The organism is Gymnodinialimonas ulvae (assembly GCF_037543845.1).
GTDB classification, from domain to species: Bacteria; Pseudomonadota; Alphaproteobacteria; order Rhodobacterales; family Rhodobacteraceae; genus Gymnodinialimonas; species Gymnodinialimonas ulvae.
Genome location: NZ_JBBIFX010000003.1, coordinates 299,132 through 313,287, shown reverse-complemented (window position 1 = coordinate 313,287; position 14,156 = coordinate 299,132). Strand labels below are relative to the sequence as shown.

Annotated in this window: 15 protein-coding genes; 14 read left to right on the top strand and 1 reads right to left on the bottom strand. The window is 61.3% G+C overall.

The window, feature by feature from the left end:
* Positions 1-660, bottom strand: coding sequence for a hypothetical protein (locus tag V8J83_RS15495; RefSeq protein ID WP_339987338.1), 660 nt, complete (start codon positions 658-660; stop codon positions 1-3).
* Positions 661-748: 88 nt separating this feature from the next.
* Between V8J83_RS15495 and V8J83_RS15490 the strand changes: the two genes are divergently transcribed.
* The 14 genes from V8J83_RS15490 to V8J83_RS15425 all read left to right on the top strand — a co-directional run bounded on the left by V8J83_RS15490 (position 749) and on the right by V8J83_RS15425 (position 14,148).
* The gene (locus tag V8J83_RS15490; protein WP_339987337.1) at positions 749-1,165 is read left to right on the top strand and encodes a VOC family protein; all 417 of its coding nucleotides are present in this window, start codon (positions 749-751) and stop codon (positions 1,163-1,165) included.
* A 68-nt stretch (positions 1,166-1,233) separates the two neighbouring features.
* The gene (locus V8J83_RS15485) at positions 1,234-2,133 is read left to right on the top strand and encodes a glycosyltransferase (RefSeq protein ID WP_339987336.1); all 900 of its coding nucleotides are present in this window, start codon (positions 1,234-1,236) and stop codon (positions 2,131-2,133) included.
* Positions 2,130-2,996 carry a DMT family transporter gene (locus V8J83_RS15480; RefSeq protein ID WP_339987335.1) on the top strand — a complete coding sequence of 289 codons (867 nt, stop codon included), beginning with the start codon at positions 2,130-2,132 and terminating at the stop codon, positions 2,994-2,996. The genes V8J83_RS15485 and V8J83_RS15480 overlap by 4 nt, the downstream gene beginning before the upstream one ends.
* A complete protein-coding gene (locus tag V8J83_RS15475) occupies positions 2,989-3,819 on the top strand; it encodes a putative rhamnosyl transferase (protein WP_339987334.1) in 831 nt (276 codons plus the stop codon). The genes V8J83_RS15480 and V8J83_RS15475 overlap by 8 nt, the downstream gene beginning before the upstream one ends.
* A 262-nt stretch (positions 3,820-4,081) precedes the next feature.
* A complete protein-coding gene (rpsL, locus tag V8J83_RS15470; RefSeq protein ID WP_339978186.1) occupies positions 4,082-4,453 on the top strand; it encodes a 30S ribosomal protein S12 in 372 nt (123 codons plus the stop codon).
* 12 nt (positions 4,454-4,465) lie between these two features.
* Entirely contained in the window at positions 4,466-4,936 is a 471-nt protein-coding gene (gene rpsG / locus V8J83_RS15465) for a 30S ribosomal protein S7 (RefSeq protein WP_339987333.1), read from the top strand.
* 63 nt (positions 4,937-4,999) lie between these two features.
* Positions 5,000-7,120, top strand: coding sequence for an elongation factor G (fusA, locus tag V8J83_RS15460; RefSeq protein WP_339987332.1), 2,121 nt, complete (start codon positions 5,000-5,002; stop codon positions 7,118-7,120).
* A gap of 69 nt (positions 7,121-7,189) precedes the next feature.
* Positions 7,190-8,365, top strand: a complete 1,176-nt coding sequence (gene tuf / locus V8J83_RS15455) for an elongation factor Tu (protein WP_339987331.1) — start codon at positions 7,190-7,192, stop codon at positions 8,363-8,365.
* A gap of 302 nt (positions 8,366-8,667) precedes the next feature.
* A complete protein-coding gene (locus V8J83_RS15450) occupies positions 8,668-9,648 on the top strand; it encodes a 5'-nucleotidase (RefSeq protein WP_339987330.1) in 981 nt (326 codons plus the stop codon).
* Positions 9,649-9,993: 345 nt separating this feature from the next.
* Complete coding sequence (rpsJ, locus tag V8J83_RS15445; protein WP_339987329.1) at positions 9,994-10,308, top strand: 30S ribosomal protein S10; 315 nt, start codon at positions 9,994-9,996, stop codon at positions 10,306-10,308.
* A 15-nt stretch (positions 10,309-10,323) separates the two neighbouring features.
* On the top strand, positions 10,324-11,196 hold the full coding sequence (rplC, locus tag V8J83_RS15440) for a 50S ribosomal protein L3 (protein WP_339987328.1): 873 nt from the start codon (positions 10,324-10,326) through the stop codon (positions 11,194-11,196).
* A complete protein-coding gene (rplD, locus tag V8J83_RS15435) occupies positions 11,196-11,816 on the top strand; it encodes a 50S ribosomal protein L4 (protein ID WP_339987327.1) in 621 nt (206 codons plus the stop codon). The genes rplC and rplD overlap by 1 nt, the downstream gene beginning before the upstream one ends.
* Positions 11,813-12,109 carry a 50S ribosomal protein L23 gene (locus V8J83_RS15430; RefSeq protein WP_339987326.1) on the top strand — a complete coding sequence of 99 codons (297 nt, stop codon included), beginning with the start codon at positions 11,813-11,815 and terminating at the stop codon, positions 12,107-12,109. Before rplD ends, V8J83_RS15430 begins: the two co-directional genes overlap by 4 nt.
* A 155-nt stretch (positions 12,110-12,264) precedes the next feature.
* Entirely contained in the window at positions 12,265-14,148 is a 1,884-nt protein-coding gene (locus tag V8J83_RS15425; protein ID WP_339987325.1) for an SLC13 family permease, read from the top strand.
* Positions 14,149-14,156 lie beyond the last annotated feature (8 nt).

Genomic DNA, 14,156 nt, shown 5'->3' with positions numbered 1-14,156 from the left:
TTATCCCGCGGCGTCCGAGAGGATTTCGACCCCGCGCACAAGGATGATCTCACACCCGCCGCCTATGCTGCTGTCGTTGCGGAGCGTGGACGAGCGCCAGGGACTGAGCCGGTCGCCGGTCACCTCCACGAGGTAACCCTCGATACGGACGCGCTGACCCACTTCAACAGCCATGAGGTCCGCGCGGATTGCGTTTGTGGCGGGCAGGAGGTGGTTGTTGGTGATGTGGTCATCCCAATCATGGGGGAGGGCGGCCCCCCGCGGCGGGCGCGACCAGAGCACGCGATTGCCGGCGGTAAACTCGAACCCGGTGGTGTCGAAATTGCCCCAGACAATCCCGAGATCAAGGGGGGAGACCGCGTTATGCTGTTCGCCCCGAAAACGACGCCGGGAGACGACCTCTCCTTCAAGCACATAGGAATAGAGCAGCGTCGCCTGCATGTCGTCGGTCAGGCGATGGGTCTGTGCGGGCAAGTCCAGTTGCAGCGGCGCGGCGCCGGCAAGATCGGCGCTGGAGATTGCCGGCAATGCGGGCAGGTCGGCGATGTCGAGTTGCACCGGCCCGCCGTCATCCGGCGCAAGGCTTTGAGAGGCGAGGCTGATGAAGCCCGCCACCAGAATGCCGATGAACAGCAATGACTTCTCGTTTCCGTCAAGCATCGGTGCTGTGTGTAGGGGGCGAAATTGGCGAAAGATGGGCGATTGAGGGGGCGTGCATGACGCCCCGTGGCTGTGGGCCCCATTCCTGATGCGGACCTTGACGCGCCGGATGCCCCATGCGCGCATGGGATTGTCCCTTGTCCACATCCCGTCTGGAAACCCGATGCCAAACGACGCCCATCCACCGCTGGATTACCTTGAATTCACCTCCCCCGAGCTGGAAAAGACGCAAAGCTTCTTCGCCGAGGCTTTCGGGTGGAGCTTCATCGACTACGGCCCCGACTACCGCGATCTGCAGGGCGCGGGTCTGGGCGGTGGGATCGAGCGCGGGCCGTTGCGTCCACCGCTTCCGGTTCTCAAGGCCGATGATCTGGAAGCGATGCTGGCGCGGGTTGTGGCGGCGGGAGGCGAGATCACGCAGGAGATCTTCGACTTTCCCGGTGGTCGCCGGTTCCAGTTTCGCGAACCGGGCGGCACTGAAATGGCCGTATGGACCCCGGGCTGACACCGGGGATTCCCTGCGTCCGCCAATTCGCCTAACCTCGCGTACATGGCGCGGGTAAGGGCCGGACAATGGCAGTGAACAAGATCATCGGAGTGTGCCGGTTTTCCTACTTGGGAGAGCACGGTTTCCGTTCGCTTGATGGCGGCCCGGAGGCGGCGGCGAAGGCGCTTTACGCGCCTGCGCGAATGCAGCGCCGCTTCGCGTATTTCGAGAACATCTGCCTGCCGTCGCTCGATGCGCAGACCGACCCCGATTTCGTTCTAGTCGCCCTGATCGGGGACACGATGCCGTTCCATTTTCGCAAGCGGCTCAAGCGCCTGACGGAAACACACCCGTATTTGCGGGTCTGCACGCTTGAGGCGGCGGGGCCGGTCAATTCCACCCGGCGGGCGTTTCGGCGCGGCCTTGACGAGGAAACCGATTTCATCACCGGCTTTCGCATTGATGACGACGACGCCGTCGCCTGCGATTACATCGAGCGTACGCGCGCGGTCGCCGATGCATTGATCGCGATGAACTGGGCCACCGCCGACACGCCCGCGGCGGTGTGTTTCCATCGCGGGATCTATTGGGACATGACGCGCAAGGACGACCCGTTTTGGGATTATTCCGAACCGCAGCCGCTTGGGCTTGCGTCCGCGATGATCCACACGCCCGACAGCACGCATAACATCTTCCGCTGGAACCACCGCAAGCTGGCGTGCAACGCGCGCTGCTGGATTGATCCGAACGAATATATGTTCGTGCGCACGCTGCATGGTCACAACGACAGCGGACGCTCGATCCCGCCCGGCGCGCGGCAATTGCCGGATTGGCAGGCGCGCAAGTTGTTCCGGGAACGCTTTGGCCTGGCGCCCAAGCGGCTTTTGCCGATCATGGAGAAGTTGCAGGAAGACGGCTCGGGCATGGCGCAAAAATTGGCGGATGAGGCGCGGGCTGACATCGCGCGGGGTGGCGGCAAGCCATGACGCCAAACCTCAAAGGCGCGCTGTTGATGATGGGATCGATGACGGCGTTCACATTGAACGATGTCTTTGTGAAGCTGCTGGCCGAGACGGTGCCGCTGTTTCAAATCGTCTTCCTGCGCGGGATCCTGACGACGCTGTTTCTGACCGTGACCGTGGCGGTGTTCGGCAAGTTGACGTTTCGCATCCCGAAGGGAGACCGCTGGAAGGTTGCCCTGCGCACGGGGTTCGAAATGTTGACGGTGGTGACGTTTCTGACTGCGCTTGTGAACATGCAGATCGCCAATGCCGCCGCGATCCTTGCGGCCTTGCCCCTGGTGGTGACATTCGGCGCGGCGATCCTGTTTCGGGAGCCCGTGGGCTGGCGGCGGTGGACCGCCATCCTGATCGGGGCGTTCGGCGTGTTGTTGATCGTGCAGCCGGGGATGGCGGGGTTCAATTCCTATTCGCTTCTGGCGTTGATTGCGGTGGTTCTGGTGGCCGGTCGCGACCTGACCACGCGCGCCTTCAGCAACGATGTACCATTGATGTCAGTGGCAGTGATTACGGCGGCGGGCGTCGGGGCCTTTGGTGGGGTCATGTCGACGACGATCGAATGGGCGCCGATGGGGGCGGCGGAGGTCGCCTACCTTCTGGCATGTGCAATCACGATCATCGGGGGCTATGTCCTGTCGATCTTCGTGATGCGGGTGGGCGATGTGTCCGTGACCTCGCCGTTTCGCTACACGGCGCTGGTCGTGGCGTTGATCCTTGGCGTGGTCGTGTTCTCGGAGTTTCCCAATGCGCTGGCGCTGACCGGATCGGCCATCGTGGTTGCCACCGGGGTCTTCACCTTGATCCGCGAGCGGAGGGTGGCGCGTGGCTGAAGCGGTTCAGGTGCAGGGCTTGTGCCGGTTTTCGTTCCCCTGCACAGGGGGCTTCAAGAAGTACCACGAGAGCTTGGAGGACCGGCGCGCGGCGCTTTATGCGCCCAGACGGCTCGACACCCGGACGCTCTGGTTCGAGCATATCTTCATGCCGTCGATCCGGGCGCAGACCGACGCTGACTTTTCCATGCACCTTCTGTTGGGGGAGGATTTGCCCGAGCCGTGGCGCGGCCGGGTGGAGGATGCGATCCGAGACATCCCGCAGATCAATGCCCATTGGCGGGCACCGGGCGATCACCGGGCGATCTGCCGCGATGTGCTGTGGCGCGGTCGCGACGCAATGCGGGACGTGGTGGCCGAGTTTCGATTGGATGACGATGACGCGGTGGCCGTGGATTACGTGCAGCAGCTGCGCCGGTCCTGGCCGCGTCTTCGCCGGATTGCAAATGTCGCCGGTCGTGTGGCGCTTGATCACGGCAAGGGGCTGGTGTTGGAGGCGGTGCCCGGCGGTGGGATCACGCCGCATGTGCTCAACACCCATTGCTGGTCTGCGGGGCTTGCGCTTTTTCTGCGGCCCGATGACGAGAAGATCATCATGGACTTCCCGCATCACAAGATCTGGGCGCGGGTGCCGTTTGTGAACCTCACCGAACAGCTGATGTTCATCCGCGGCGACCACGGTCATAACGACGCGCGCACACCGTTTGGTGCGGCCTTGCCCACAAGCGTGCCGGAGGATGAAATCGTCTCGCTCCTGCAGCGCCGGTTTTGCGTTGATTTGCCCGCGTTTCAGGCCAAGTGGAGCGCGTTGCCCGACGCCTGATCAGGTGCTGTTGACACCCTTCCGGCAACCCCCTATACCCCGCGCCACTTGGCCCGGGTGCGCATCCGCATCCAGCGTGGCCGAAATACAGATCTGAGTGGCCACGATCCGGGCAATTTTGCCGCCCCGATCCTCTGGAACTTCCACCGCAGCGTCCTCCAGGTAGGGAAGGGATGCATGCGGTTTTGGTGTTTTCTGTGTGGTCTGGCCGCACGCACGGGGGCACCGCCGACATGATGAGAGAGCAAGACGGGGACCCCGAATGCCAACTATTCAACAGCTGATCCGCAAGCCGCGGCAGCCCAAAGTGAAACGCTCGAAGTCGCTGCACCTCGAGAGCTGCCCGCAGAAGCGTGGTGTGTGCACCCGTGTGTACACCACGACGCCGAAGAAGCCGAACTCCGCCATGCGGAAAGTTGCGAAGGTGCGCCTGACCAACGGCTACGAGGTGATCAGCTACATCCCCGGTGAAAGCCACAACCTTCAGGAGCACTCCGTGGTCCTGATCCGTGGCGGTCGTGTGAAAGACCTTCCCGGTGTGCGCTATCACATCCTGCGCGGTGTGCTCGATACGCAGGGCGTCAAGGATCGTCGCCAGCGTCGTTCGAAATACGGCGCCAAGCGCCCCAAGTAAGAGGATACCGCCATGTCCCGCCGTCACGCCGCTGAAAAGCGCCAGGTGCTGCCCGACGCCAAGTTCGGTGACACCGTCTTGACCAAATTCATGAACAATCTGATGATCGACGGTAAGAAGTCGGTTGCAGAAAAGATCGTCTACAACGCGTTCGATCGCGTCGAAGGCAAGCTCAAGCGGGCGCCTGTGGAAGTCTTCCACGAAGCGCTGGAAAACGTGAAGCCTGCTGTCGAAGTGCGCTCGCGCCGCGTGGGTGGTGCCACCTATCAGGTGCCCGTCGACGTGCGCCCCGAGCGTCGTGAAGCGCTGGCGATCCGCTGGTTGATCAATGCCAGCCGCGCGCGCAACGAAAACACGATGGAAGAGCGTTTGGCCGGCGAGCTTATCGACGCCGTCAACATGCGTGGCTCCGCCGTGAAAAAGCGCGAAGACACGCACAAGATGGCCGACGCCAACCGCGCGTTCAGCCACTACCGCTGGTAAGGCTTCGACGGCCCCGCCCGGGGGCCGTCTTCCGTTTGCAATCTCAAGCCTGAGGACATTCCCATGGCACGCGACTATCCCCTCGACCGTTACCGGAACTTCGGGATCATGGCCCACATTGATGCGGGCAAGACCACCTGTTCGGAGCGGATTCTGTATTACACCGGCAAATCCCACAACATTGGTGAGGTGCACGATGGTGCGGCCACCATGGATTGGATGGAGCAGGAGCAGGAACGCGGGATCACCATCACCTCGGCTGCGACGACCACCTTCTGGGAACGCACCGAAGACGGTCAATCCGCAGATTCCGAAAAGCACCGCCTGAACATCATCGACACGCCCGGCCACGTGGACTTCACCATCGAAGTCGAGCGTTCGCTGGCCGTTCTTGACGGCGCCGTTTGCGTTCTTGACGCCAACGCGGGTGTGGAGCCGCAGACCGAAACGGTGTGGCGTCAGGCCGACCGCTACAAGGTTCCGCGCATGGTGTTCGTCAACAAGATGGACAAGATCGGCGCCGATTTCTTCAACTGCGTTGAGATGATCGAAGACCGCACCGGTGCGCGCGCCGTTCCCGTCGGCATTCCGATCGGGGCCGAGACCGAGCTGGAAGGCCTGGTCGATCTCGTGACCATGGAAGAATGGCTGTGGCAGGGCGAAGATCTTGGTGCATCCTGGGTCAAGGCCCCGATCCGCGCCGAGCTTCAGGACATGGCCACCGAGTGGCGTGGCAAGATGATCGAAGCCGCCGTCGAACAAGACGACGACGCGATGGAAGCCTACCTGATGGAAGGCACCGAGCCCGACGTGCCGACCCTGCGTGCATTGCTGCGCAAGGGGACGCTCGCGATGGCCTTTGTGCCTGTTCTGGGTGGGTCCGCGTTCAAGAACAAGGGTGTTCAGCCGCTTCTGAACGCTGTGATCGACTATCTGCCGAGCCCGCTCGACGTTGTGGATTACATGGGCTTCAAGCCCGGTGATGAAACGGAAACCCGCGACATCCCGCGCCGTGCCGACGACAATATGGCCTTCTCGGGCCTGGCGTTCAAAATCATGAACGACCCGTTCGTGGGGTCGCTGACCTTCGTGCGCATCTATTCCGGCACCCTGTCGAAGGGTGACAGCATGCTCAACTCCACCAAGGAGAACAACGAGCGTGTCGGCCGGATGATGATGATGCATTCCAACAACCGCGAAGAGATCGAAGAAGCCTTTGCGGGCGACATCATCGCACTGGGTGGTCTGAAGAACACCACAACCGGGGATACGCTGTGCGACAAGAGCGATCCGGTGGTTCTGGAAACGATGACCTTCCCCGATCCGGTGATCGAGATCGCGGTCGAGCCCAAGACCAAGGGCGACCAGGAGAAGATGTCCCAGGGTCTGGCCCGTCTGGCCGCAGAAGACCCGTCCTTCCGGGTGGAGACCGACATGGAGTCCGGTCAGACCATCATGAAGGGCATGGGCGAACTTCACCTCGACATCCTCGTCGATCGCCTCAAGCGCGAGTTCAAGGTCGAAGCCAACATCGGTGCTCCGCAGGTGGCTTACCGTGAGACGATTTCTCACGCGGTCGAGCACACCTACACCCACAAGAAGCAGTCGGGTGGATCTGGTCAATACGCCGAGGTCAAGCTTGAGATCACGCCGACCGAGCCGGGCGAAGGGTATTCCTTTGAGAGCCGCATCGTCGGTGGTTCCGTGCCGAAGGAATACATCCCCGGCGTGGAAAAGGGCATCAATTCGGTCATGGATAGCGGTCCGCTGGCCGGCTTCCCCGTGATCGATTTCAAGGTGGCCCTTGTCGACGGTAAGTTCCACGACGTGGACTCCAGCGTTCTGGCCTTTGAAATCGCGGCCCGTATGGGCATGCGTGAAGGCATGAAGAAGGCTGGCGCCAAGTTGCTGGAGCCGATCATGAAGGTCGAGGTCGTGACGCCCGAGGAATACACCGGTGGCATCATCGGCGACCTCACCTCGCGTCGCGGTCAGGTGCAGGGCCAGGACACGCGCGGCAACGCCATCGCGATCGACGCCTTCGTGCCGCTGGCCAATATGTTCGGCTACATCAACACGCTGCGGTCCATGTCTTCGGGCCGCGCGCAGTTCACGATGCAGTTCGACCATTATGAGCCGGTTCCGAACAACATCTCGGACGAGATCCAGGCGAAATACGCATAACGGCGGGGCGGTTGCGCCGCCCGCCCCACCAAACGAGCCCTAGGCTCGCAACTCTTCAAGGAGGCCATCATGGCAAAGGAAAAGTTTGAACGTTCGAAGCCGCATGTGAACATCGGCACGATTGGTCACGTTGACCACGGCAAGACGACGTTGACGGCTGCGATCACGAAGCAGTTTGGCGACTTCAAGGCGTATGACGAGATTGACGGTGCGCCGGAAGAGAAGGCGCGCGGGATCACGATTTCGACGGCGCACGTGGAATATGAGACGGAGAACCGTCACTACGCGCACGTTGATTGCCCCGGCCACGCGGACTACGTGAAGAACATGATCACGGGTGCGGCGCAGATGGACGGCGCGATCCTGGTTGTGAACGCGGCCGACGGCCCGATGCCGCAGACGCGTGAGCACATCCTTCTGGGTCGCCAGGTTGGCATCCCTTACATGGTCGTGTTCATGAACAAGGTCGATCAGGTTGACGATGCGGAACTGCTTGAGCTGGTCGAGATGGAGATCCGCGAGCTTCTGTCGTCCTACGAGTATCCGGGCGACGACATTCCGATCATCGCGGGGTCGGCCCTGGCGGCTCTGGAAGGCCGTGACGACAACATCGGGTCGGAGAAGATCGCCGAGCTGATGGCGGCCGTGGACGAGTACATCCCGACGCCTGCGCGCGCTGTGGATCAGCCGTTCCTGATGCCGATCGAAGACGTGTTCTCGATCTCGGGCCGTGGTACGGTTGTGACCGGCCGTGTGGAGCGTGGCGTGATCAACGTGGGCGACGAGATCGAAATCGTGGGCATCCGCGACACGTCGAAGACGACCTGCACGGGCGTCGAGATGTTCCGCAAGCTGCTCGATCGTGGTGAGGCGGGCGACAACATCGGCGCGCTTCTGCGTGGTGTGGACCGTGAAGGCGTCGAGCGGGGCCAGGTCCTTTGCAAGCCCGGCTCGGTGACGCCGCACACGAAGTTCGAGGCGGAAGCGTACATCCTGACCAAGGAAGAGGGTGGCCGTCACACGCCGTTCTTCGCCAACTACCGCCCGCAGTTCTACTTCCGCACGACGGATGTGACGGGCACGGTTGAGCTGCCTTCGGGCACCGAGATGGTGATGCCGGGCGACAACCTGAAGTTCAACGTGGAGCTGATCGCGCCGATCGCGATGGAGAACGGCCTGCGGTTTGCTATCCGCGAAGGTGGCCGGACTGTGGGAGCTGGTGTTGTGTCGAAGATCATCGAGTAAGCGTAGCGGCCCAACGGGCCGATGCGCGAAGCCGGTAATGCAAAGGCCCCCACGGGGGCCTTTGTCATGAAAGGCTGATCTGAGAACCGACCACCTCGGTTGAGACGATATAGAAGGCCCCGCCCCACCGGCGGGGCCTTTCTGCGTCCGTCGCCGTGCTTTGTGCACGCGTGCACAAAGGGGTCATCCCTCTGATCCAAAACGGAAAACCCGTTTCTGTTAACGAACGCTTAACCATGATCGGAGGGGGGGCGCTTAGTTGAAGCGGCTGCCCCGCTTGTAGTGATGTCATGAATGCCTAAATGCGAATGAAGACCTGTGCGCAGAGAGGAAATGGATTGGACATCAAGCAACAACTCGAAAAAGAGCCCTTGAGGATCGGCGTATCGACGCGGGCTCTGTTTGATCTGGAAGAAGAGCACAGTGTGTTCGTCGAGCAAGGTGTTGAAGCCTACTGCAAATTGCAAAGAGAGCTCGAAAAACAGCCGCTTCGAAAGGGTTCGGGTTACGAGGTCGTCGAGAGATTACTTGATCTTAATGAAATCGGCAAAAAGCCACAGGTCGAGGTTATTGTGCTCTCCCGAAACTCTCCAGACCTTTCCCTACGGGCTTTCCATTCCATCAAAGAACTCGGTCTGAACGTTAGGCTCGGCAGTTTCACCAGTGGCCGTTCTCTCGGTCCATTTGTTCCTGCGTGGGGTATCGACCTTTTTCTTTCTAACGAGGCCGCCGACGTCCAAGCTGCGGCAGCTGCAGGAACTGCGGCAGCAAAACTTTTGACTTCGCCCCAAATTCGAACCGGTCAAGATAACGATAGAGAAGTCCGATTTGCATTTGACGGCGATGCCGTTGTGTTCAGTGCAGAGTCGGACATGATCTACAAAGACAAAGGTCTGGATGCATTTCTAGAGCACGAAACTGAGAATGCGTCCGAGCCAATGTCGCAGGGTCCATTTGGGAAGTTTCTAAAGAAACTCTCACTTTTACGGGAAATCCATCTCGTCAAACCCGGCGTTAGCAAAGTTCGAATTGGAATTGTGACTGCTCGCAACGCACCAGCACATGAGCGTGTGATCCAAACACTCAGAGTCTGGGGCACACCTGTCGATGAAGTACACTTTGTGGGTCCGAACGAAAAATCGCCAATTCTTGATGCGATGCAGGCACATATCTTTTTCGATGATCAAGAAAAACATGTTCTTGGGGCGTCGTCAGTAGTTTCCGCCGGGCATGTTCCTGGCCCGCATTCCTCAGATCAGCCGATCATACCCGCAACGAGTTGATCAATGCACCCAGCGGGTTAACAGCGGGCAACGCCCGCCCCGCCATCGCCGAACCCAGGCCCCCCTATCGGGACCTTTTGCGGTGCAAAAGACCCTGCCGGGCAGTGCGACGACGGCGTGGCTCCGCAATACGCCTATCCGGGCGTGTAAAATCTGGCGAATGTCCTTGCCCCCTCCTCCGACTCCGCCTATACGCCGCACATCCAACAAGGGTGCGCTGCGTGCGTGCCTTTTTTAGTTGGGTACGACACCATACACACCTTTGGTGTGACGAAGACGCGAAGAGGGTGTGCGATGAGCGTACATCGTCCAATCCGTTGGAACCCCTAAAGCAAGGGGAACAGCATGGCAGTTGCCAGCCAAAATATCCGTATCCGCCTCAAGGCGTTTGATTATCGGGTTCTCGACGCTTCCACGCAGGAAATCGTAAACACGGCCAAGCGCACAGGTGCGACGGTGCGTGGTCCGATCCCGCTGCCGAACAAGATCGAGAAGTTCACGGTTCTCCGTGGCCCGCACGTCGACAAGAAATCCCGCGACCAGTGGGAAATCCGGACGCACAAGCGTCTGCTCGACATCGTTGACCCGACCCCGCAGACCGTGGACGCGCTGATGAAGCTCGACCTCGCGGCGGGCGTTGATGTTCAGATTTCGGTCTAAGGGAGGGCTTCGGATATGTTGCGCTCTGGTGTGATCGCGAAAAAGGTCGGGATGACCCGCCTTTTCATGGAAGACGGCAAGCAGATCCCTGTGACCGTTCTTCAATTGGATAAATTGCAGGTGGTCGCCAAGAAGACCTCCGACAGCGACGGCTATTCGGCTGTTCAGCTTGGTGCCGGTACGGCGAAGGCCAAGCGGACGTCGGCGCCGATGCGCGGCCATTTCGCCAAGGCGAACGTGGAGCCCAAGCGCAAGCTGGTGGAATTCCGCGTCGATGCGGACAACCTGCTTGATGTGGGCGAGGAAATCATCGCCGACCATTACTTCGAGGGTCAGTTCGTCGACGTGACGGGCACCTCGATCGGTAAAGGTTTTGCTGGTGCGATGAAGCGCTGGAACTTCGGTGGTCTGCGCGCGACGCACGGTGTGTCGATCTCGCACCGTTCGCACGGCTCCACCGGTCAGTGTCAGGACCCGGGCCGCGTCTTCAAAGGCAAGAAGATGGCCGGTCACATGGGGGCTGCGCGGGTGACCACGCAGAACCTGCAGGTTGTGAAGACCGACAGCGACCGCGGCCTGATCATGATCAAGGGCGCCGTGCCCGGATCGAAGGGCGGCTGGGTGACGGTCAAGGATGCGGTGAAGAAGCCGTTCCCCGACAACGCCATTCTGCCTGCGGCACTGGCGTCGGCGGCGGCGGAAGCGGCCAAGGCTGCGGAAGAGGCGGCTGCTGCGGCGGCGGCTGAGGCCGAAGCAGAAGCGGCCCGCCTTGCTGAAGAGCAGGCCGCGTCCGAGGCCGAAGCCCTTGCACAGGCCGAAGCTGAAATCGCTGCTGAAGGTGACGCTGCCCCCGAGGGTGGTGAGACCGAGAAGAAGGACGGTGAATGATGAAAGTCGACGTACTCAAACTGGACGGTAAGAAAGCCGGTTCGGTCGACCTGGACGAGGCCCTGTTCGGGCTGGAGCCGCGCGCCGATATCCTGCATCGCGTCGTCCGCTGGCAGCGCAACAATGCGCAAGCCGGCACGCACAAGGTGAAGACCCGCAAGGAAGTCAGCTATTCCACCAAGAAGATCTATCGCCAGAAGGGCACCGGCGGCGCTCGCCACGGCGCGCGGTCGGCTCCGATCTTCCGCGGCGGCGGCATCTACAAGGGTCCGACACCACGCAGCCACGGCCACGATCTGCCCAAGAAGTTCCGCAAGCTGGGTCTGCGCCATGCGCTGTCGGCCAAGGCGGCCGAGGGGCGTTTGGTGGTGATCGACTCGATCGAGATGAAGGACGCGAAAACCGCAGCCCTGGCCAAGCAGGTCAAGGAGATGGGGTGGAAGCGTGCGTTGATCATCGATGGTGCCGACGTGGACGCAAACTTCGCCCAGGCGGCGCGCAACATCGAAGGTCTCGATGTGCTGCCGAGCATGGGTGCAAACGTCTATGACATCCTCAAGCGTGACACGTTGGTGATCACGAAGGCGGGTGTCGAAGCATTGGAGGCTCGCCTGAAATGAGTGCAGACGCCAAGCATTACGATGTGATCCGCAAGCCGCTGATCACCGAAAAGACCACGATGGCCTCGGAAAACGGTGCCGTTGTGTTCGAGGTGGCCATCGACGCGAACAAGCCGATGATCAAGGAGGCCGTCGAGGCGGTCTTCGGGGTCAAGGTGAAGGCCGTGAACACGACCATCACCAAGGGCAAGGTCAAGCGTTTCCGGGGCCAGTTGGGCACCCGGAGGGACGTCAAGAAGGCCTATGTGACGCTGGAAGAGGGCAATACGATCGACGTGTCGACCGGCCTCTGATCCCAGCGATCGCCTGAATTCGGGGAACCCCGTCGCAGCCGCGGCGGGGTTTTTCGTTGCGTGTGTGTCTGCAAACCCGCTGTCTTGCGTTTTGTCGGGATCTGGCCCTTTCGCGCGGGGGCGGATGTGGGGTTAATGGGGTAAGGGAGGCATGATTGGACGCGATTGGACTGACACTGGAGATGACGGTGGTCTTGGGGCTGCTGGCGTTGACCGTGACCCTGTTCGTGACCGAGGTCGTGCGCATCGACCTGGCCGCGATAGCGGTGCTGGTTTTGCTTGGGTTGCTGAGCCAGGTGCCGGGGCTGGAGAATATCGCGGACCCTGACGAGCTGTTCTCGGGACTGGAATCGAACGCGGTGGTGTCGATCATCGCGGTGATGATCATCGGCGCAGGGCTCGACAAGACGGGGATCATGTCGAAGGTCGCGGCCTTCATCCTCAAGCACGGCGGGCGGAGCGAGGCGCGGATCGTGCCGATCATCTCGGGCACGGTGGGGGTGATTTCGTCGTTCATGCAGAACGTGGGCGCGGCGGCGCTTTTCCTGCCGGTGGTCAGCCGGATCTCGGTGCGCACGGAACTCCCGCTGAGCCGATTGTTGATGCCGATGGGCTTCTGCGCGATCCTGGGCGGCACGATGACGATGGTGGGCTCGTCGCCGCTGATCCTGCTGAATGACCTGATCCAGAATGCGAACGAAAGCCTGCCCGCCGACCAGCAAATGGAGCAGTTCGGCCTGTTCGATGTGACGCCCATCGGGATCGCGCTGATCCTGACGGGGATCTTGTATTTCATGCTGCTGGGGCGCTGGGTGCTTCCCGGCGCGCCGGATGAGGACGACGGCACCAGCGCGCAATCGCTGAGCGATTACCTGCGGAAGCTTTATGGCCTGCATGCCGATATCTTCGAGGTGAGCATCCCGGTCGGCCATCCCTGCGAGGGGATGACGTTTGACGAATTGATGCAGGAATACCACGTCTACATCATCGGCAGCGCCTATCGCGGTCAACGCTGGTTCGCGCCCACGATCGACACGCCGATCACGACGCCGTGCCGTCTGGCGGTTCTGGGCCGGGGGCGGGATGTGAACGAGATGGTGCTGGACCGTGGCCTGACGATGCATTCGGGCCTCGACGTCTTTGCCGAGGATTATGCGCCGACGAAATCCGGCGTGGCGGAGGTGGTTATTCCGCCGGGCTCATCCATCATCGGGAAATGCGCGCATGATCTGGTGTTCCGCAAGACATATGGCGCGAGCATGCTGGCCATTCACCGCGACGAGCAAACGCTCAGCTATGTCGAAACGGAAGACCACGCGCCGACCGCGATTGCCGAAGTGCCGTTCCGCGCGGGCGACACGCTGGTCCTCCATTCGACATGGGAAGCGTTGACGCGCCTGACCAAGAACCGCGATTTCGTGGTGGTCACGACGGATTTCCCGCAGGAAGAGCTGCGCCCGACGAAGGTGGGATGGGCGTTGGCGTTTTTCTGCGTGGCGTTGGGGATGATCCTGTTCACGGACATCCTGTTGTCGCTGTGTTTGCTGACCGGGGCGGTGGGCATGATCCTGACGCGGGTCTTGTCGATTGACGAGGCGTATCAATCGGTGAGCTGGAGCACGGTGTTCCTGTTGGCGAGCCTGATCCCGCTGGGGCTGGCGGTGCAGAGCACCGGCACGGCGGCATGGATCGCGGACCGCATCCTGTTCCTGCTGGACGGGTGGCCGATCTGGGCGTTGCAGGCGGGGGTGGCGGTGCTGGCCACGATCTTCACGCTGATCATGTCGAACGTCGGCGCGACGGTGTTGCTGGTGCCATTGGCGGTGTCGATTGCGGTGGCGGCGGGCGGAAACCCGGCGATCTTCGCGCTGACCGTGGCGATCTCGACGTCGAACAGCTTCCTGATCCCGACGCATCAGGTCAACGCGCTGATCATGGGGCCGGCGGGCTACACGGTGAAGGATTTCATGAAGAGCGGCGGGATCATGACGGTGCTGTTTCTGGTGGTGTCGCTTGGGGTGATGGGGATGTTGTTTTGAGGGAGCAT

Excerpts from the sequence above, each read along its gene's own strand:
- V8J83_RS15495 (WP_339987338.1), bottom strand. The coding sequence starts at position 660 with ATGCTTGACGGAAACGAGAAGTCATTGCTGTTCATCGGCATTCTGGTG.
- V8J83_RS15490 (WP_339987337.1), top strand. The coding sequence starts at position 749 with ATGCGGACCTTGACGCGCCGGATGCCCCATGCGCGCATGGGATTGTCC.
- V8J83_RS15485 (WP_339987336.1), top strand. The coding sequence starts at position 1,234 with ATGGCAGTGAACAAGATCATCGGAGTGTGCCGGTTTTCCTACTTGGGA.
- V8J83_RS15480 (WP_339987335.1), top strand. The coding sequence starts at position 2,130 with ATGACGCCAAACCTCAAAGGCGCGCTGTTGATGATGGGATCGATGACG.
- rpsL (WP_339978186.1), top strand. The coding sequence starts at position 4,082 with ATGCCAACTATTCAACAGCTGATCCGCAAGCCGCGGCAGCCCAAAGTG.
- rpsG (WP_339987333.1), top strand. The coding sequence starts at position 4,466 with ATGTCCCGCCGTCACGCCGCTGAAAAGCGCCAGGTGCTGCCCGACGCC.
- fusA (WP_339987332.1), top strand. The coding sequence starts at position 5,000 with ATGGCACGCGACTATCCCCTCGACCGTTACCGGAACTTCGGGATCATG.
- tuf (WP_339987331.1), top strand. The coding sequence starts at position 7,190 with ATGGCAAAGGAAAAGTTTGAACGTTCGAAGCCGCATGTGAACATCGGC.
- V8J83_RS15450 (WP_339987330.1), top strand. The coding sequence starts at position 8,668 with ATGCGAATGAAGACCTGTGCGCAGAGAGGAAATGGATTGGACATCAAG.
- rpsJ (WP_339987329.1), top strand. The coding sequence starts at position 9,994 with ATGGCAGTTGCCAGCCAAAATATCCGTATCCGCCTCAAGGCGTTTGAT.
- rplC (WP_339987328.1), top strand. The coding sequence starts at position 10,324 with ATGTTGCGCTCTGGTGTGATCGCGAAAAAGGTCGGGATGACCCGCCTT.
- rplD (WP_339987327.1), top strand. The coding sequence starts at position 11,196 with ATGAAAGTCGACGTACTCAAACTGGACGGTAAGAAAGCCGGTTCGGTC.
- V8J83_RS15430 (WP_339987326.1), top strand. The coding sequence starts at position 11,813 with ATGAGTGCAGACGCCAAGCATTACGATGTGATCCGCAAGCCGCTGATC.